This window comes from Saccharopolyspora soli (assembly GCF_022678645.1).
Lineage (GTDB): Bacteria > Actinomycetota > Actinomycetes > Mycobacteriales > Pseudonocardiaceae > Saccharopolyspora > Saccharopolyspora soli.
In genome coordinates this window covers 93,423-113,156 of record NZ_JALBWV010000028.1, presented here as the reverse complement: position 1 = coordinate 113,156, position 19,734 = coordinate 93,423, and the positions used below count along the sequence as shown (strand labels likewise).

13 protein-coding genes are annotated in these 19,734 nt (G+C 64.2%); 6 read left to right on the top strand and 7 right to left on the bottom strand.

The window, feature by feature from the left end:
• Nucleotides 1–274: 274 nt before the first annotated feature.
• Complete coding sequence (locus MOQ72_RS22000) at nucleotides 275–1,441, top strand: PucR family transcriptional regulator (protein WP_504980782.1); 1,167 nt, start codon at nucleotides 275–277, stop codon at nucleotides 1,439–1,441.
• Nucleotides 1,442–1,735: 294 nt separating this feature from the next.
• Entirely contained in the window at nucleotides 1,736–2,086 is a 351-nt protein-coding gene (locus MOQ72_RS21995; protein WP_242186243.1) for a hypothetical protein, read from the top strand.
• Nucleotides 2,087–2,217: 131 nt separating this feature from the next.
• Here MOQ72_RS21995 and MOQ72_RS21990 read toward each other — a convergent pair whose 3' ends face one another.
• From MOQ72_RS21990 to MOQ72_RS21975, 4 genes are all read right to left on the bottom strand, one after another.
• The gene (locus MOQ72_RS21990; RefSeq protein ID WP_242186241.1) at nucleotides 2,218–2,919 is read right to left on the bottom strand and encodes a nuclear transport factor 2 family protein; all 702 of its coding nucleotides are present in this window, start codon (nucleotides 2,917–2,919) and stop codon (nucleotides 2,218–2,220) included.
• 174 nt (nucleotides 2,920–3,093) lie between these two features.
• A complete protein-coding gene (locus tag MOQ72_RS21985) occupies nucleotides 3,094–4,137 on the bottom strand; it encodes a Glu/Leu/Phe/Val dehydrogenase family protein (protein WP_242186237.1) in 1,044 nt (347 codons plus the stop codon).
• 149 nt (nucleotides 4,138–4,286) lie between these two features.
• The gene (locus MOQ72_RS21980; RefSeq protein ID WP_242186234.1) at nucleotides 4,287–5,966 is read right to left on the bottom strand and encodes an alpha-keto acid decarboxylase family protein; all 1,680 of its coding nucleotides are present in this window, start codon (nucleotides 5,964–5,966) and stop codon (nucleotides 4,287–4,289) included.
• Nucleotides 5,967–6,780: 814 nt separating this feature from the next.
• Nucleotides 6,781–7,101 (bottom strand): hypothetical protein, encoded by a 321-nt coding sequence (locus MOQ72_RS21975; RefSeq protein WP_242186232.1) that lies wholly within the window; start codon nucleotides 7,099–7,101, stop codon nucleotides 6,781–6,783.
• A gap of 166 nt (nucleotides 7,102–7,267) precedes the next feature.
• Here MOQ72_RS21975 and MOQ72_RS21970 point away from each other — a divergent pair, with 166 nt between their 5' ends.
• The 4 genes from MOQ72_RS21970 to MOQ72_RS21955 all read left to right on the top strand — a co-directional run bounded on the left by MOQ72_RS21970 (nucleotide 7,268) and on the right by MOQ72_RS21955 (nucleotide 12,672).
• A complete protein-coding gene (locus MOQ72_RS21970; RefSeq protein ID WP_242186222.1) occupies nucleotides 7,268–9,433 on the top strand; it encodes an ATP-binding protein in 2,166 nt (721 codons plus the stop codon).
• A 116-nt stretch (nucleotides 9,434–9,549) separates the two neighbouring features.
• Complete coding sequence (locus tag MOQ72_RS21965; RefSeq protein WP_242186206.1) at nucleotides 9,550–10,422, top strand: effector-associated domain 2-containing protein; 873 nt, start codon at nucleotides 9,550–9,552, stop codon at nucleotides 10,420–10,422.
• 159 nt (nucleotides 10,423–10,581) lie between these two features.
• Nucleotides 10,582–10,770: a hypothetical protein gene (locus MOQ72_RS21960; RefSeq protein ID WP_242186200.1), complete on the top strand. Its 189-nt coding sequence runs from the start codon at nucleotides 10,582–10,584 to the stop codon at nucleotides 10,768–10,770.
• Between the two features lie 33 nt (nucleotides 10,771–10,803).
• Nucleotides 10,804–12,672, top strand: coding sequence for an HEXXH motif domain-containing protein (locus tag MOQ72_RS21955; RefSeq protein WP_242186198.1), 1,869 nt, complete (start codon nucleotides 10,804–10,806; stop codon nucleotides 12,670–12,672).
• 14 nt (nucleotides 12,673–12,686) lie between these two features.
• On the opposite strand, the gene fxsT is transcribed toward MOQ72_RS21955, so the two are convergent.
• From fxsT to MOQ72_RS21940, 3 genes are all read right to left on the bottom strand, one after another.
• A complete protein-coding gene (gene fxsT / locus MOQ72_RS21950) occupies nucleotides 12,687–17,090 on the bottom strand; it encodes an FxSxx-COOH system tetratricopeptide repeat protein (protein ID WP_242186196.1) in 4,404 nt (1,467 codons plus the stop codon).
• Nucleotides 17,087–17,905 (bottom strand): AAA family ATPase, encoded by an 819-nt coding sequence (locus MOQ72_RS21945; protein WP_308197927.1) that lies wholly within the window; start codon nucleotides 17,903–17,905, stop codon nucleotides 17,087–17,089. Before MOQ72_RS21945 ends, fxsT begins: the two co-directional genes overlap by 4 nt.
• A 237-nt stretch (nucleotides 17,906–18,142) precedes the next feature.
• Complete coding sequence (locus MOQ72_RS21940; RefSeq protein ID WP_277954454.1) at nucleotides 18,143–19,606, bottom strand: VMAP-C domain-containing protein; 1,464 nt, start codon at nucleotides 19,604–19,606, stop codon at nucleotides 18,143–18,145.
• Nucleotides 19,607–19,734: the final 128 nt, after the last annotated feature.

Below are 19,734 nucleotides of genomic sequence, written 5' to 3'. Positions count from 1 at the left end.
CGACGCCCCCATCCGGCGTCGCAAAGTCCTCACCGGACTGATCAACGAATACACCCGAGCCGCATGACACCAATCAACAAAATCGCAGGTCGACCACATACATCGAGTTTTGGCACCCTACAGGTGCCCACGTGTCCATACTGCCGCGCGCGAGCACCGGTCTCCAGCGGGAGAACAGAGGACGCCACTCGTATCCGTTTGTGGATTCCACAGAACGGCGCAGCTAGCCTCGTATCACGGGAACGTCGTGACCGTCGCGAAAGGGACGCAGCGCATGCAGTACTCATCAACAGCGCAAGAGCGAACCTCGGTGGCCGAACTCTGCCGGTCGGTGACCGAGGACCTGCCTGAGCTCGTCTCGGAAATCGTCGACCGCATCCGCCAGGAGGTCCCTGGCTACCACGTCGTCGAGCGCGCTGACCAGGAAAGCCGCGTCACCCGGCAGTTCGAGGGACTGCTGACCGGCCTCGTCACCCGACGCCCGCCGTCGCGCACCGAGAACAAGCACGCGCGCGATTTGGGCCGCCAGCGTGCCCGGGAGGGTCTTCCCCTGGAGTCGATGATCAGCGCGTACCACGTCGGCTATCGGGAGATGTGGAACGAGTTGCTCGTGCGAGCTGGCGCGCACGACCTCGGCCTGCGTGCGGAACTGGCCGGCCTGATCGGTACGGCCTGGACCTGGGTCCAGCAGGCGAGCAGCGCGGCGGCCGACGCATACGGTGAGACAGCGCGTGCCGAGGAGGCCGCGCAGTTGGGACTCGCCCACCGGTTCTTTGACGCGCTTGTGGCTGGTGGTTCGCCGACGGGCGACCAAGGGCGCTTCGCGCAGGCGCTCGGCTTCGATTCCCACGGGGTCTTTCAGGCCGTCTGCTCACCGACGGACGTGTGGTCCGACGAAGCCCTGACGTCCCTGCGGGACCGGCTCCGCAGACGGCGCGGGACGATGCGGTGTGTGCCCCGCGGAGCCGTAGTGATCGCCCTGATCCAGGCAATCCCCGCAGAGGCGCTCATCGGGGTCATGCACCAGCTCGTGCCGTGTGCGCCGCTGGGGGTCGGGCTGGCCAGGCCCGGCTTGCCCGGTGCCAGCGCCAGCATCGCCGACGCCCAGGAGGTGCTGACCGCGGCCGAAGATGGCGCAGTCAGCACCTTCGAGCACGACTGGCTGCTGGCCACGATCCGTCCGCAGGAGTCGCGGCTCGCAGCTCTGCTGGGGCAATGCGGAGAAACAGCAGCCGAGAATCCGGAAATCGCGGAGACGGTCCGCGGCTTCGCGGAAAACGACCTCTCACTGACGGCCACCGGCAGAGCCCTGCACGTGCACGCCAACACCGTGAAGTACAGGCTGGACCGGTGGGAACAACTGACCGGCTGGGACGTGCGGTCATGGGACGGCCTCTCCGCCAGCATGGTCGGTCTCGGCCTGTTCTCCCCAGGGAGGTAGTCACCGCACGAGCCGGTGAAGCCGGAACGACGCCGAACAGCTCGCGTTCCGGCAACGGGAAACGCGCGACCTGGCCCGCCGCCGCGATGTCCACAATGGAGGCTGTCCCCTCCTCCGCTGACATGGGGCGACCGCAGCGTTGTCAGACTTCGGTCGCGAGGATGACAGCGTTACGAGTATCCCGGCACTCGTGCTCCCGGAACGACGGGGCGGCGCAGATGAACAGCGTGCCGCCACCGCTGCGCGGTGGCCCGACTCCACACCGAACCACGGATGGGCAGAGTGGAAGCGAATATGGATCCGAAGACCGTCGTTCGGCAGTTCTGGGCGAGCTACAAGAAAGGTGACCTCGACACCACCTGTGACGTGCTGGTCCTCGATCCCGACGATCCGTTCGGACAGGGCTTCGCGCACGAAACGGTAGGCGTCGCTCTGCCCAGCACCACTGCTCTGGAAACCATTCCCGTCCATCTCCAGTGCAGATCCTCGAAGTCGGCCGGGGCCATCAGGTGCGCCGAGGACGCGACCTGGACGATGCGGCTGGAACCGGCCGAGGCGAGCGCCTGGTGCAGCCCCAGGGTGAGAGCCGCGTGGCCCAGGTGGTTGGTGGCGAGCTGGCTCTCCCAGCCCTCGGGGTTCGGGTGAGTTCGGAGAGGGCCATGATCCCGGCGTTGTCACCAGCACGTGCAGCGGGCCGCGCCAGGAGGAGGCGAACGAGGCGACGCTCGCCCGGTCCGCCAGGTCGAGCCGCGCGACGCGCACCGCGTCCTCCCGGCTCACAGCGCGGACCGAGTCCGCGGCCTCCTGAAATGTCTGGGGGTTGCGGACGGCGAGGGTGACCTCCGCGTCCGCCCGGACAAGGGGCGTGCGGTTACCAGGCCGATGCCGGACGCGCCTCCGGTCACGACGGCGCGCTGGCCGCTGAGGTCGACTCCCTCGATCACGTCGTCAGCGGTGGATTCCGCGGTGAAGGGAAGGACCAAGACATTGTTCACCATCGAGATCCTTCTGTCTGGATTGGACGGTTTCGCCACGAGCCTCAGGCGGTGTCGCGCAAGAAGTGGGGTTGAAAACGCGGGAGACGATCTACCAGCCTTCCGACGTGCGGCAGTAGCGGTCGGTGCAAACGCCCATGGCACAGGGAGAGTCGCTCGTCCGCTCCGGGCGCCGGGCAGGAACGCGGTGACGTACACGGTGCCGACCGCGGCATCGAGGCCATCACCGAGGAAACGGAAGTTGGACAGCACGTGCCGAACACCCGCAAGGGGCTTTTCGGTGTCCATCATCCGGCCCCAGGCGCGCAGTGCGTCGTGGCCGACGGCGGGTTCGCCGAAGGTGGCCAGCGCGCCGTCCTCGGTGAACAACTCGGGGATCGTTTCGGCGATGCCGTCGTCGACGCAGTAGTTGACTTCGAGAGCGAGACGTTCGAGCTGAACGTGGTCGCTGTCGTCGACAAGCGCGCTGCGGGTGGCGGTCATGATCTTCCTCTGTCTAAAACCAACTAAATGGTTCAAATCCAGCGCAACCCTCATCCGTAAATCAGCCGGATGGTTTATTTTCCCCCGCGGTTGCCTGTTACCGCTGGTGCGGTAACTACAGGATCGGTGCGCTCGGGTTGCGGCTTGGGCGGTCTGGGACCGGAGCCGCCCGAGCTACTCCGGATCCTCGCTCCCCCGCACCCGTCGCCGCGCGAGGTCGTCCGCGGCGGCGGACGGCGTTGTCCCGGTCTCCTGTGCTGTGGCGAAGATGTCCTGCAGCGTCTGTTCGATCGATTCGACTCGCGCGGTCGCCTTCGCGAGATCTTCGCCGAGCAGCTCACGCGCGATCGCGTGGATGACTCCGCCCGCGTTCACCACGTAGTCCGGCGCCCACAGGATGCTCCGTTCCTGCAGGAGCTCCGCGACCTCTCGCTCCGCGAGCTGGTTGTTGGCCGGACCGGCGATCGCGGCGCAACGCAACCGCGGCACCAGTTCCCGGTTGAGCACACCACCCAGCGCTGCCGGCACGAGAACATCCACTTCGGACACCAAGGCTTCGCGTGGTGGGAGGAACCGCGCGCCGAGCTCGTCAGCGAGCGACGCTTTCGCCGCGGCGATATCGCTGACGACGAGTTCGCCCCCTTGCTCGGCGATCATGCGCGCGACTCGCTCCCCGACGTGCCCGGCACCGACCACCGCGAACCGACGACCGGCCAGATCCGGGGAGCCGTTGAGGACGCGGCAGGTCGCGCGGAGCGACGCGAGGACTCCGAGCGCCGTGAACGGCGAGGGATCACCGCTGCCACCAGCCTCTTCCGGTCGGCAGAAGACGTGCTCGGTCCGCTCGCCGATCACGGCCATGTCCTCCGGCCCGGTTCCCGCGTCGGGGCCGGTCGCGTACCGGCCGTCCAGTGAAGCGATCACGTCACCCGCATCGAGGAGGGCGGCGCGGCGGCCAGCCGGGTCGAGGACTTGACCTTCGGGCACCGCGATGACCGTTTTCCCGCCGCCGACCGACAGCCCAGCGGCAGCGCACTTCCACGTCATTCCCTCCGAGAGCTTCAGCGCGTCTGAGAGTCCGTGCGTCCAGTCCGAATAGGACCAAAGCCGACAGCCTCCCGCGGCTGCGCCGAGTCGGGTGGAGTGCACCGCGACGATGATCGGCAACCCCGTCCGCTGTCCTCGCCGGAGCTGAACCTCCTCGTGCGCGAATGGCATGTGCTAGTCCTCCTCGGGTTCGTACTTCGTGATCGTGACCGGTGGATTGCGGCTACTGATGGTCTGTCCAGGATCCGAAAGCCGTTCCTCTGTCCCGCTATCGACCTCCCGCGAAACCACGGGCCGTTCGGCCGAAACTGGCCGCTGCGTCATGCCGGTCCACCGTTGCGAAGCCGGACCCCTTCCGCGAGCTGCCGGAGCAGGTCGGGGACGTCGTCGATGTCCGTGAACGCCTGGATGAAGACCAGTCGGTCGGGGTTTTCCTCGGCCAGTTCCAGTGCCGCGGCGAGTTCGGCCGGTGTGCGCGCTTCAAGCACGAGGGATTCCGGTGCGCCCAGTGCCGCCGGTACCGCCGACCAGTCCCACATGGCGATGTCGTTGTACTCGGCGCGCGGGCCGTGGATCGCCCGCTCCACTGTGTAGCCGTCGTTGTTGACCAGCAAGATCACCGGTGTGAGACCTTGCCGGGCGATGGTGCCCAGTTCCTGCACTGTCATTTGCGCCGAGCCGTCCCCGATGAGCAGGAGCCCCCGGCGCGCGGGATCCGCGAGTTGCGCGCCCAGCAGAGCGGGCAGGGTGTAGCCGACCGAGCCCCACAGCGGTTGAGCGAGGAACCGCACGCCGGTCGGCAACCGCCGGGTGCTCAGGCCGAAGAATGACGTGCCCTGTTCGGCGAGCACGGTGGTCGCTGTCGGCATCCACTCGGCGACGGCGTCCCAGAGGTGGTCCTGGGTGAGCGGACCGTCGCCGTGCGGGACGCGACCAGAGCGCAGGGGTATCGCATCGACAACAGCAGGGGCCGGGAGGTCTTCGACCAACCCGGTCAGCCCCGCCAGTGCCGCGGCAAGGGGCACACCCTCGAACCGCTTGCCGTCCACCATCGCAGAGTGCGGTTCGAGCTCGATACCGGTGTTCCGGTCGAAACCCTGGGTGAAGCCACCGCTGGTCGTATCAGCTAGCAGGACTCCGGCCCGAATCAGCAAGTCCGCCTCGTCCACGGCCGTCCTCGTGCGCTCGTCGCTGAACGCACCCGAGTACACGCCGAGGAACTGCGGGTTTCCCTCGCCGACCACCGTCTTGCCCATCGACAACGTGGCCCACGGAAACCTCCCGGCCTCCAGCAAGCGGATGAGTTCCGCGCGAGCGTGGAACCGGTCCACGAGGAAGTCCGCCAGAACCGTGACAGTCCGGGCCTCAGCCAGGCGTTCCCCCGCGACATCGAGGAATGCCGCGAAGCTGTCCTCGTCAACCCCTGCGGACAGCGCCAGCCGCTCGGTCGGTGGCTCGACGAGAGCTGAGGCCACATCCGAGGGCAGCCGCAGATAGCCTGGTCGACTCTCCCGGATTGCCGTCGTCAGGACCCGGTCGATCTCCGTGGCGGCAGTGGTCGGCCGCAGCACGGCCTGTGCACAGGTCACCGGCCCGTGGGCGCGGGCGAAGCGCTCGTAGTCACCGTCGCCTGCGGTGTGGTGCATCACCGCACCCGCACGCTCCGCAGCCTCGGCGGGCCCGACAGCGAGGTGCACCAACGGAACCCTTTCGGCGTAACTTCCCGCCACCCCGTTGATCGCGCTCAACTCACCGACACCGAAGGTGGTCAGCAGCGCTCCGAATCCCGCGGTGCGGGCGTATCCGTCCGCCGCGTACGCAGCGCCCAACTCGCCAGCAGTCCCCACCCAGTCGATGTCGGGATGGGCGAGAACGATGTCCAGGAGCGCGAGGTTGTAATCGCCGGGCACCCCGAACACGTGCCGCACACCGAGAAAGACCAAACGCTGCAACAAATATTCCGCGACGGTGGTGGAAGCGGACAACGGTGGGGTGCTCACGTGTCCAGACTGCCGCGCGCGAGCACCGGTCTCCAGCGGGAGAACAGAGAACTCCACTCGTATCCGTTTGTGGATTCCACAGAACGCGCGGCTAGCCTGATCGTGGCCGTCGTCATCCCCGCGACCCCGCGGCTACGCGAATCCGGCGCGATGCGGCGCCCGACCCGAAGACATCGCCGTGTTCGCCCGCATGATCGACGCCACCGGGGTCTGGGGCCAGCGAGCAAGCCACCGAGATCTTCCTTAACGGCATCCGGGCCTGATCGGGCGCCCGCAGCCAGGCGACACCGACGATCGCAACGACCCTGGCTGGCCAGTCGACGGATGCGTGTTCTGCGTGCGCTGCGGATCGCACCCGCGCACGGAGGTCGAGTTTGAATGGAGCCGCTTTCGGTGCAGGCGTCGCACGATGTAGCAGGACACGACGATTCGAGAACCAAATTCCGGCGCCCGAAAGGCGACAGGAAATCGGAAAACCCGAGCTGAGCTTTCCGGCCGGGCTGTGACTGCCACGACGCGATCAAGGCCATCGACAAAGTGGGCAAGGAAGAACAGCGGCTCTCCCCGCCGGGTCACCACCGGGTGCTGTTCGCCACGACGCCGTCTACTCTCCCGAGGACAATCTCGCCAGAAATGACGTTCCGACTCGTAGTGCGGGCCGCCATCCGGCAGCCGCTGCCACCGAACCCAACCTGGAGGACCTGATGGGCTGCCCCGGGGTCCGCCGGTGTGACGAGCGGAACTACGCGACGTCGAGTCTTCCACCACCAGGACTTAGTCGGGAGGCCGAGGCATCATCGGTGGAGGCTGCGGGTCAATGCGGCCGCCGGGCCCACACGCCCACCATGGCCATCCCGGGGAGCACCTGATCCGGCTGCCCGTACACGTCGTTCCACTCCTGCAGGACCTCGCGGGGCACCACGCTGTCCCCGGTCGGCCCCGCCATCTGCGCGAATGTCAGCCGCATCCACTCGAAGTGCGGAGAGTCACCGCTGATGATCGGGATCTCGCACGCCGCCCTGATGTCGACCAGGCCCCGCAGCCGCAGATCCGCCGGCAGGTACCGCCCCACCCGGACCTCGAACCCGGCCGCTGTGATCGCCTTGCTGTGCGCGGCCAGCACCCTCAGGTCCACCGGAACACCCGCCCCAGCATGGTCAAGATCACCCACCACCCCCAAGATCACGGACAATCCCGGACAGTCCCGGTAACGACAGGTGATGCGCGTTGGGCGGTATACCGCAGCCACGGGCGGTGATGTGATGGTCACGCATTCATGGTGCGGTGACCGGGGAAGACCAATGCTGGATGATGGCAAAGTTGATTTGATGCGATCTCGTTGCGTACTCAACGATCTGTCGGGTACAGCGGAGGTCGTGGTGCAGGCGGGTGCCATAGCTGGTGGTGTTCATGTTCACGCCGAGCGCCCGAGCCTTCCTGTGCCTCGCCAGTTGCCACTGGGAACGCGGGGCTTCACTGACCGTGTGGATCAGCTGGCGGTCCTTGATTCCCTCCTCTCGACCGGTTCTGACAGGGAGTTGGCGATAGCGGCGATCACTGGCACTGCAGGTGTCGGGAAGACCGCGTTGGCAGTGCATTGGGCGCATCGTGTGGGCGGGGAGTTCCCTGATGGCCAGCTTTATGTCGACCTGCGTGGCTACGGGCCGGAGCGACTGATCGACCCGAGTGAGGCGTTGGCTGGGTTCCTGCGCGCGCTCGGAGTTGGTGGGGTGGACATACCGGAGGAGGTATCGGAGCGTTCCGCGATGTACCGGTCGTTGCTCAGCGACAGGCGGGTCTTGGTCGTATTGGACAATGCGCGAACTGAAGACCAGGTGCGTCCGCTGTTGCCTGGTTCGTCGTCGTGTTTAGTGGTGGTAACTAGCCGTCGGATCTTGTCCGGGTTGGTTGTCCATCACGGTGCGGAAGTGGTGCCGGTCGACCTGTTGTCTGCGGCTGACGCGGTGAGCATGCTGCACAGATTGCTCGGTAGTCGTGTCGTGGAGGGGGAACCGGATGCTGCAGTCCAACTGGTCCATCAGTGTGCTCGGTTGCCGTTGGCGTTGCGAATCGCTGCCGAGTTGGCACGGTCGCGGCGGGGGCAACCGTTGGAGGTGCTGGCGAGCAAGATTGTCGATGAGCAGACTCGACTCGATGTGCTGGAAATTGGCGACGACCCACGCACTGCTGTGCGCACGGTTTTCTCCTGGTCTTACCGTCAACTTCCCGGTGAGGTTGCCCGCGCGTTCCGATTGCTGGCCGCACATCCATGCCGAGACCTGGATATCTACGCCGTAGGTGCGCTCATTGACGAGATGCCGCGCACTGCAACTCGAGTGATGGCGCACCTGGTGCGTGCTCACCTGGTCATTGAGTCGAGCGCCGGGCGGTTCGGGATGCACGACCTACTTCGTGCATACGCAACGGAACTGAGCGAGCGCGAAGACAGCGCCGCAGTCCGGACCGATGCGGTGACCCGCCTTTTCGATTACTACCTGCACACCGCGGAGCAAGCTGATCGAATCATCACGCCGTACCGATACCGCGTTCCGCTGGATGGCGTCGCTCGGCCAGCACCGGATCTCGCGGACTACGACAAAGCACTGACGTGGATGACCATCGAAATGCCTAATGCCGTAGCGATGTGCCGAAGAACGGACGGCGTACTGGACACCCGCTGTTGGCAACTCGCCTACACATTGCGCGGGTACTTCTTCGTAGCCAAGCAGTGGGACGCGTGGATCGAGACCCATGAACGCGCACTCGCCGCGGCGAGGAGGGTTGCGGATCGACGCGCCGAAGCCCTTACGTTGAACAACTTAGGGTTGGCCTTCCTGGAACGCGGTCGTTTGGACCTTGCGGCGCGGCACTATATGGCCGCGTGGCGCCTTTTCGAGAAAGTAGGCGACAAGCATGGCGTGTGCAACGCGCTGGCCAACTACGCGACTGTGCTCCATTACCGCGGTGACCTCGAAGAGGCATTGCAGGCCAACCAGCAGGCCCTGGGCTCGTATCAGCAGGTGGGTTCCCGGCGCAACGCCGCGATCACCTTGCGCAGCATCGCGCTGATCGAGATCGACCTGCGCCGTTTCACCGACGCAGTCCGGCACTTGGATGAAGCTCTGGTGATCTTCACCGAATTGGCGCTGCAGGTGGACGCGGCCATGGCGATGAATTGCCTCGGTGAGGCGCACTACAGCGCTGGGGATGCGGTGCAGGCCAGGCGCGCGCACCGAGGAGCGGCTCGGCTTGCGCAGGGTTGCGGCAGTCGTTACGAGAGAGCACGAGCGCATCACGGTCTTGGCCGCGTCGCGAAGCGGGTTGGTGACCACCGTGAGGCAGTCGAACAATGGCAGCGAGCACTGGCTCTCTACACCGAACTGGGCGCCCCTGCAGCACGACAGTTGCAAGCTGATCTGGCGAGGTTGATCTCGGCCCAGGAAGTTGCCACGGCAGCGCAAGGTTGATCTCCGATGGAATGCCCGGAACGGGCGCGTGACAACAGGCCGGGTTTCCAGTGAGATGGGGCCAGCATCGGCTGCGGCAAGAGCAGGAGCGCGGAGCACTGCAGCGGAGGAGCAGGATGTCCTCGAACGACAACCAGCACCCACGAGTCTTCGTTTCCTACACACACGATTCTGAGCACCACAAGAAGCAGGTCCTGGAATTCGGCACCTTCCTGCGCAACACGGGAATCGACGCCCGAATGGACCGTTGGGACACCGATCGACGACGTGACTGGTACTCATGGGCGATCCGGGAAATGACCGGTGCCGACTATGTGATCGTAGTGGCCTCGCCGAAGTACCGGTACCTCGGCGACGGCAACGCTGCGTCGCCGCAGCACCGCGGCATCCAGTCCGAGGCGGCGCTCTTGCGGGAACTGCTGCACAGCGATCGGGAAACATGGTTACCCAGGCTCCTGCCGGTTGTGCTTCCTGGACGTGGAGTGAACGAGATACCGTTGTTCCTCCAGCCTTACACGGCGGATCATTACTGGGTCACTGAGTTCAGCGAGTCCGGTGCCGACGACTTGTTACGCGCGATTACCGCACGGCCTGGTCATCCGCGGCCCCCGTTGCACTTGGCTACGGCGGTACTCCCAGCAGGCGGGGTTGTCGAGGCGGACCAGGCCGGGACCGTCGACGCCGGAGATCCAGAATCGCCTACCTCGGGACTTTTCGAGATGGTCGATGCGCTGCTCGCGGTGCCAAGTATGGCCGAGGACGACACACGGCGAATCCTGGTCGGCCAGTTGAGATCCGACATCGCTGGTGCGATCGCTCATCATTCGAAGGCTAGACTGCACGTCATCAACATCGTGAACACGTGCCGCAACTACGAAGGCGGTCTGGCGATGCTGTTGTCCGTGATTGAGGATGTGGAGGGTGACTCTGTTCCTGTGCGCCGGTTGAGGCAAACCATGGCCAATGTCCGGGGCCAGCTAGAACGCTGATAGTTGCACTTCCTGTTCGGTCACATGGTCGGACCACTGTACGCGCACCGGACACGCCGGTAACGACCACTCGGCCCATATCGCGAGGTCTTTGACTCAGGCATCATGGTCAGGGGGTGTGCGGACCAGCCGGTTTGAGGTGAGCGGGGGAGGCTGTTAATGACCTCGAAAGCGGACTTGACTTCAGAATTGCTGGATTTGACCACCATTTCGTTGCGCGAGCTGAGATGCGCGCGATCGCCCGCGTTGCTCGAAGCGGCACGTCGCGCCATGCGTGAGGTCACCACCGCAGACGTCGACGAGGTGCAGGGTCAGGCAGGGTCGGGCGGCAACAAGACTAGCGTGTAGCGGCGCCATGACCAACCGCAGAAGAGGCTGATCATGCGGCCGGAGGATAACGGATCACCCTGCGAAAGCACACTGCTGGAAACATATCGAGAACCGCGCCGGCACAGGCTTCCCCGGCTCGTCTTCGACGAGATCTGTTCCGGTGCAGTCCGGGCGAATTCGATCGTGTTGTTGATCGACGGCCAGTACAGCCGACGACTCCTCTTGCTGCGGTCGCTGATGGAGTTCGCCGCCACCACTGATCCTCGATTTGCGCACACCGAGCACGCCTGGCGACTCCTCTCCGAATGCGAGGAACGAGATCCGGAGGTCGTCAAGGAAATCCTGATGTACCCCACGGTAGGGGTCTGGGTGAGGCGCGCGCTGCGCAACGCTCTGCGCCAATCCACAGAGTCCGCGCACAACTCGGCGGAACTCGGTTACCTTCAACTAGTCGCGGCTGCAGCCGCCATCAGATCCCAGTTGCCGTGCCGCATCCGGGTACCTGTTTCCCATGGCAGGATCCTCCTGCCGACTCTCGGTCAGATCCGATTGACAACCAGCTTTCCACTGGCAGCGGCGGACCTGCACAACTCCCCGCACGGTATCGAGGTACATGCGATGAGCGAACGGTCGTCGGTGACATCCCCAGGGCCGACGAGGGATTCGAGCTTCTCGCCGATCAAGAACCACGTTGCCTCGGCACGAGGGATCGATCTTGCAGTCTGGATCGACGACATCGACCCGTACCGGGAATTCTCCGACCCACGACCACCGCGCGAACTCGACCAAATCTCCTTCACGGAATGGTGCAAGGCACTCGACGAAGCGTGGGAAATCCTCACCTTCCGGCACCCGGACAAGGCGCGGGAACTGTCAGCCTGTCTCACCACGGTCGCACCGATCGATTCCGCGAGCGGGTTAGTGGGCGCATCCTCGACTGCTGCCTTCGGTGGCGTCGCGCTACCGATCAAGCACGACGCGATCGAGCTCGCTGAGGTGCTGGTCCACGAAGTGCAGCATTCCAAGCTCAACGCCCTGTTCAACCTGGTCACCCTGGTCCGTGACAACGCCTCCGGGGCCTTCTATGCTCCATGGCGCGACGATCCGCGGCCGATCAGCGGGATGCTGCACGGCATCTACGCTTTCATGAGCGTGATCGAATTCTGGTGCATCCAGCGTAGATACCTGCGCGACGCGGAAGCGCGCCGGGCACATTTCTGGTTCGCCTACCGCCGCGACCAAGTGCGACGTGCGCTAACCGACCTGGAATCGACGAGGGAACTCACCGCGCTCGGGCATGAGCTCGTGCAAGCGGTCTCGCGCCGAGTGACGGCATGCGAGCAAGAGTCCGTTCCGGACGATCTGTCCGCCCTCGTCGCGGACCTGACCGCCGACCACTACGCTACTTGGCGGCTACGCCACATGCGCTCAGACGCGCCGACGGTCGAGGCGGTGGCAACGTCCTGGCTGGAGGGCCGCGAGGCTCCTGACGTGTCGGCTAGGCAGGCGTCGGTGCGCCCCAATCGGAGGCATCGAGGTTCCGACACACGTCTACACCTGCTCACGACCAAAGCGCTGGACGAGGATCGGTTCGCCAGCCTTGTGCGTCGCTCCGCTGAATTGTCTGGTAGCACCCCGAAATCGGACGTGGCCTACTGCACTGGTGACTATCGACTAGCGATGTCCGGCTATTTGAAGAGGGTGCTGGATCGGCCGGATGACGGCCACGCTTGGGTAGGGCTGGGTCTGTCGCTACGTGCACGTGGCGAGCACCTATCAGCGATCCCGCTGTTGCGAGCACCGGAGATTGTCATGGCGGCGCACCGCCAAATCAGGGCATTTGGCGGTGCTTCTCCGTCCGTGCTGCAGTTCGTGGAGTGGATGGGTACTGGCATGGCCGCACAAGGCGGCGTCCCGTGAGAAGGGTGGACGAGCTAGAGCTGCATGGTGTCTGTATCGACATCTACCCTGACGGGTTCGGTCGCAGCCACGGAAATGGGGTGGTCGTCGCCAAGGACGGCGCGCAAGCTCCGCAACGTCTTGGTGTGCAAGATAGCCGCATCATCGACGCGACCCAGCTGACTCAAGTCAAGCGAGAGATTGAGCGCGACAATCAGTGTCGTCGGATGTTCGGGTCCGAGCACGCGGGTTGAGCGTTCGTGCGTGTCCGCGTCGAGTTCGCGCGCCTTGGTCGACTCGCCCAGCGCCGCGAGATCACTGGCGAGATTGGTCGCCGTAGTCAAGGCGAACGGGTGATCGCGGGTGAATGTGGTGTGGAAGGCGGACAACACTCGTTCATTGAGTTCACGCGCACTGTCGGCGTGGCCTCGAAGCCGGTGCACGACCGCGACGTTCGTCGCCGCTATCAGCGTGAAGGGGTGTTCACTGCCGTGTGTCTGTGTCAAGTGCTCCATGCTGCGTTGACCGAGTTCAAGTGCCTTGGTCAGATTCCCCAGCATTCGGTGGCTGGTTGACAGGTTCAGCAGGACAGTCGCGGTATCTTCGTGTACTTCACCAACACGGCGCCGGGTCCGTTCGTACCACTCCTCCAAGAGGTCCCTGGCTGCTTCTGCTTCTCCCATCCGGAGTTTGGCCACCGCAAGGCTCCGACCCGCTCCGTAGGTGACGGCGCGGTCGTCACCAAACAGGGCCCGCTGCCTGGCCAATGCCTCTTCTTGGATCCGGCTCGCCTCGGCGTATTGCCCGCATTCCCGCAGGTCGATCGCAAAGGCGTTCAATGACGCTGCGGTCACCGCATGTTCGGCGCCCAGCACGACCGTCTTGCGCTGCCAGATGTCCTCGTCGAGCTCCTTCGCCTTGAAAAACTCGCCGAGAAGCCGCAGAGCCCCTGAGAGGTTGTGCGCATACCGCAAGGTATCCGGATCGTCCTCCCCAAAGATCTCTCGCGCCCTCTGGTAGACCTTCTGCCGCATGTCGCGTTCCTTGCCGAACTGACCCTGCGCCCGCAGATCAGTGGCGATCACATCGGACATCGTCAGCATCCGCTCACTGTCCTCGCTGACCGACTGTGCGAGCATCCGGTACGTCCGCTCATTCAGCTCGAACGCCTGCTGCAGATGCCCGGATCGACGAAGCGCGACGCCGTGCTGCCGAGCGGTCTCCAAAGTGTCCAAATGGGACTCCCCGAGTTTCTCCCGCAACGCTTGCCATCGTTGTCCGGAGAGCTCTCTCGCGCCATCGTAGTCACCGATATTCAAGAGGTACCGAAGCAAATTCGTGATCAGGCGCTGGACCCATTCGTCGTCGCAGCGGATGGCCAAGGAGGCGGTCACATGCGAGAGCAAGTCGTCGTAGCGGCCCCAATTCGCTGGTATCGCGGGATCGCCCGGATCACCTCCAGCCAGCAACAGGTGCACGACGTGGCGCATGCCTTCCTGCTCCGCTTCGTCCACCTGGTTCCGCAACACCGCCTGCACCAGGCGATGCAGTTGCAGGGTGTTGGACCTGTGATCGATCTTGGCGAGACTGTAGCGACTGATCTCCCGGATGGCGCGGTTGAACTTGATCGGATCGGCGAGGGCCTCACGCAAAGAGTCCGGAACGGGCACCGACCGCGCCCTGGTGAACACCTCCCGGTTGATGGCTGTCGGACCGAAGAACGAACAAACTCGCAGCAACTCCAGCGCGGCCGGATGTTCGGAACGTAGCCGGGAAAGCGCCACGTTCCAGGCCGCGGCGACCGGCAGATCGTAGTCGCCAGAAGCACCAGCCTCCAGGAGTTCGGTGCGGTTCTCGTCAAGTAGCTGAAGGTACTCCGTGACCGGCATGCCGGTTTGCGAACGCCAGGCCGCCGCCTGCTCGATCGCCAACGGCAGGTCCCCCAGCGCTTCGGCCAGCTTCTGGGCATCGGAAATCTCAATCGAACCATCTCGCCGCCGGAGGAGCTCTTCGCTCTCCTCACGGGTGAACAAGTCGACCTCGATCGTTCGAGCCACCCCGGACCACTGGGAGTTCCGAGACGTCACGATGACATGCCCAGGCCCAGTCGGAAGGAACGGTCGCACCACGTCAGGCCGGTCAGCATTATCGAACACCAGCAACCAGCGTCTAAAGGGCTCGCCCATGCGCAATGCCTCCAGCACACTCGGAACGGCCGTCTCCGCATTTTCCGTCGCCGCCACACCCAATTTCGCCGCCAATTCGACGAAGCTGGCCCGGATTTGTGCAGGATACTCTGCTGACACCCACCAGATCACATCGTATTCGCGGGCGTGGCGATAGATGTACTCCGTGACGGTCTGAGTCTTGCCCACCCCGCCCATCCCATGCAACGTCTCCGGCAGCACAGCGGCCGCAGCGCCCGGCTTGTCGAGTTGGGATCGCAATTGCTCGAGTAGGGTCTCCCGCCCGACGAAATCGGGATTCCGCAGCGGAATTTGCCCCCACACGCGTGGCTGTGCCCCCCGTTCACTACCGTCCACGGTATGGGAGAACCCCGGTGCAGTCACGTTCCCTCCTGCGGTCTGGAACTGCGGCTCTTGCATTTGCGGCAACGGTTCGGTCGTGGTCACGGCGTGGTCCTGTTCGGAAGCTTGATCGGTGGATGATCCGGAACTGTGGATCGTTTCGGAATCTAGAGGCACTTCAGTGGTCGTGCCATCAACACGCCTCGACGTTCCCTCAGACACCTCGATCAGGCGATGGAGCTCACGGTTGATCCGCTTCGCCCGAGCCGCGTGGCGGCCGGACAACGCACGGAAAAGCGCCTCTTGCACCCGCAGATATGGAAGATTTTCAGCAGTCGCCTCCGGATATTCCGCGCTCTCGGGATTGTCGACGGCCTCCCGGAAGTTACGCAATACGGCTACGTTCCGTCCGTAATCACCCATCAGGCGCGCAACGCGCACGGTGTCCGACCGACGCCCTCCCGCGAGCAATTCCTCGCGCACGCCGTCATGGAACTCAAAGGCCGGTGTAGTGGCGGCAGACGGGAACGCCGAGACCGGAAGGCGCCGGAGCAGTCCACCGAGGAGAACTTCAGCAAGAGCGGAAATGTCCGAATTAGGCAGCAATACACGCTGCACCTCGCGCATCGCCGGCAGAGTTAGCGGTGCGGCGGCCAGTAAGCCCGCCAGTTGGAACGCCTCTGCTGACGCGACCGTCCGGAAACGCAGAACTTGATCGCGGGCGGTTCCGTCGTCTTCCGGCAGGTCTGATGGTTCAGCGAATTCTGCCGAGACGCTGTCCAACGGATGAGTGATGACCGCCGTTGTTTCCACCCAAGCGTTCGCGGGTTGCGCGACCAGCTTCGCCCAGCCGGCGAACCATTCCGGAGTGAGCGCGAGTACCGGAACCACTGTTCCTCGACTCTGTCCCGCACCTCCGAACCATTGCGCTCCGGCGGCCCTGACACGCAGCTGCCGGTTCGGCGCCCCAGGAACCGGAGCCGACAGCTCGACGCGTCGGGGCGACAAGGCACTCCAATGCCACAACCTCTGCGCCAGTGTCTGCACCACAGCCAGTGGCATCGAATGCGCCCACCTCGCCAGCAGTTGACTTGCAGCCCCGCTGTGCCAGCCCGCGCCGATAGCGTCGGTCACGACGAGCACGAGACGACGTCCAGTAGGATCGACGAGCTCTCGCCAGTGTCGTAGTACGTCAGCGCGCCCCTCGGGCTTCAGCATGAGTTGATCGACGAGCGGGCGGGAGAAATCCATGAAGTAGGTGCGGACATCTCGGAACGCCCCGAGCGTTGAGAGTAATTCGCGGAGTTCGCCAACAACGCTGCGCCACACTTCCATGGATGGCCCGGTGTCAACGACCAATGCGACATCGAATCGGTGCCAGGGGGCCGGTTGCCACTGCGGCAGCCACAACCCGTCTTCCGCCGCACGCATCGCCGTGGCCTCCTCGTCGAGCAGCGTCCGCCATGGCGATGGCGAGGTCATGGTGAACGGTCGTAGTGCCTGTGCAAGGCGACGAGCGTTGGACAGGGCTGGGAGGGTTGGCGAGGCTAGTGCGGCGGTCGTCTCGTGCGCGTCCTGGTCGACGTTCATCGAATACACGTGTCTCTTCCCGCCGGTAACCCAGTTCTCTCCCGTCTGCGGGCTGGACTTCTCCGCGCTTTTCGAGGCTGTGTCGCCTGACGGTTCGGCGCCGGCATCTCCGGTACCCGCAGGACCCGCATCAACCGGAACGTCCTGCTCCTCCCGATCGGCTCGCTGACTGGTCCCTATGCACCGCGCGAGCCACAGCACATCGCGAACCTCCAGCAGGGTGAGGTCCTCCATGCCCAACCGGTCACGGTCAGCGTCGAGCCGTGTCTTGTCCGCCGACTCTGCACGGTCGGCCGCCGACCCCGCGGTGAAATCGTTCATCCCGACTCCGGAGACAAAGAATGCCAAATTGCCGTCAGCAGATCGGTCCACTCCTCGTCGGTCGTATAGGCACCCGACGTTGCTATCTCCGTAGCGAGGTGCACAGCGTTGAGCAATTGATCCGAGGCCAGGCCACCCACTTCCTCGCTGCGCTCCATGAATTCACCGATCAGTCGCGCGACATCCACCCGATCGGTATCTCCGAACTGTGCCGCCACCAAAGCACCGAGTTGGTCGACAGTCGGCGGCTCGATATGCAGTCGCAGACAGCGGCGCAGGAAGGCCGGAGGGAACTCCCGCTCACCGTTGCTCGTGATGATCACGATCGGAAAGGCATGGCAGCGCACTACACCGCCCACGATGACTGCGGACCCGCCCTTGTCGCTGGTCAGCACTTTGACCTCAGACTGACGCTTGGCCAGCCGCACCAGCTCAGGTATTTCGTACTCGCCGTCCTCGAAGACGTTCAGCAGATCATTAGGCAGGTCGAGATCGCTCTTGTCCAACTCGTCGATAAGCAGAACCCTAGGCAATCGGTAGGGCAAGAGTGCGGTACCCAGAGGCCCGAGGTGGATGAATTCCCCAATGTCCGGTAGTTCGTCGGCGCCACGATGCGTCCCGGCATCTTGCACCCGACCAATCGCATCGTAGTGATAGAGGCCAGCCTTCAACTCTGTCCGACTCGTGATCGGCCAACGCAACACCCGTCCGAGCCCCAACTCCCTGGCAATCAAGTACGCGAGGCTGGACTTCCCAATGCCCGGCCGCCCTGTGACCAGCAGCGGCCGTCTCAGGTAAAGGGCAGCGTTGACCATTTCGACTTCACGCGGATGTGGCCGCCGCGGTCGCTGATCTATGCGCCCAATCCGACGTGTCGTCTCAGCCTCGTCGTCATCTGGCCTGCTGGCAAACCCCACTCCATCAAACCTTCTCCACGGCGGCGGTGCAGGAAACGACTCCACCGGAGAGCCTGACGGACGTCCCGTACCTCGATAGATGCGCCAATCCTGAGCGTCTAGAGCAGCGAGCTCACCACTGGTCAACGTCATGGCTCACCCCTCCGGCGGCCCGACGTGCAGAGGGGAAACAATCCGCTCCGGATCGTCCCACAGAACGCTGAGACTCCTCCCGACATGATTCGAGCGAGGGCCCGCAGCGACAGCGTTCGCCCGAATCAACCTCGCCCGTTCTAACACGCTGTTCCCATCCGCTCCATGCAGCAACTCCTGTGCGGCAACGGCGAAATCATCGGCATCACAGTCCAGGCGATGCCACACGATTACCGGAACTCCCCATTTCAACCCGATCTCCGCTTCCCGTGCGCCGACGCTTCCTGGACTCGGTGGCTCACTCAGTACCATGGAGAGAAGACTCGGATCACGCGCGAGCAGCGGAACCAGGTCGTCAGGCTGTCCATTCTGGACGTTCCAACGATTAGCTTTCGTCGGGATCGCTCCACTGTTGTCCAACTGCGCACCGAGCTCTTTCCACCGGCTCAGCCACCAGCGATGCCATTTCCACGCCCTCATGCGGTCCAGTGACCGGACAGAGACTGGGAAGCGACACCCCAGCGGTTCTGGCACCGTCGTCTCCGTCTCCCACTGCCACTGGTCCACATCCAAGTTGAGAAGCTCACCAGTCAGCACGAACTCGAGCCGAAAATCGGGTTCGTAGCGTGCCCATTCGCTTTCCGTCTCCTCAATCAACGCCGCAACCGTACGCCGAACTTTTTCGACACCGCCGACAACGTCACGGCCGCGTTCGGGGTGCCAGCCGTCGGTGAGGTCCAACTGCTTCCAGTGAGACAGCCGATACCGTCCCCCCGACGGTCCCTCCAACTGCATCTGCATGATCAAGTACGCCAGCGCGCGAGACTCAGGCGTCAACTGGACCGAGCTCCTCCCGAACTCGCGTGCGGCATGCAGTTCCGACGCCAGCTCCATTCGGTCTGCCTGTCGGTCCGCCCATCGGCGCAATTCCACGGCGAGATCCGCGCGAACCCGATCGGCCAAGCGCTCCACAAACACCAGCGCCTTCGGCAACCCATCGGTGCCCGCGTTCAGCGTCTCCAACGCCCGAAAATAGACGTAGTTAGCCGCATCGAACGGGACAGGGGGAGCGGATGACCCGCCAACCGAACGGTAAATGTCCGCAATGTCCGGGATTACTACGCCAGCGAGAAGAGCGAAGAGTCGATCACGTTCTTCGTGAGGCCACATCTCCAGCGCCGTCATCTGATTGATGAGCTCACGAACGTCGTCCATCTGTCGGCAGCCCGGCTCAACAGAGTCGAGCACATGCAGCAGGCTGCCCAGCCCGTTCGGGCGTCGCTGGCAAACCTCCACGATGCTCCACAAATGCTGGAGCGTCTTAGGATCCTCGGCGACGGGAAGCGTGTCTCCGAGTACATCGGACAACATCTCGACCACGATATTTCGGTCGCCCAATTCTCGCAGGGCAGGAACACGCGTCAGAGCGCGTACCAATGGCAGCGAAGTGCCATGGACAGGGCCCATCGGGCTCGCCATAGTCACCCCCGGGGCTCGTCGCCGGGCACCACCGCGTGGTTCGCATCGTAGCGACCTAGGATTCCCCGGGATAGCACGTTCCCCCTATTGCCAACAGATAAATTGCACTGGCAAGC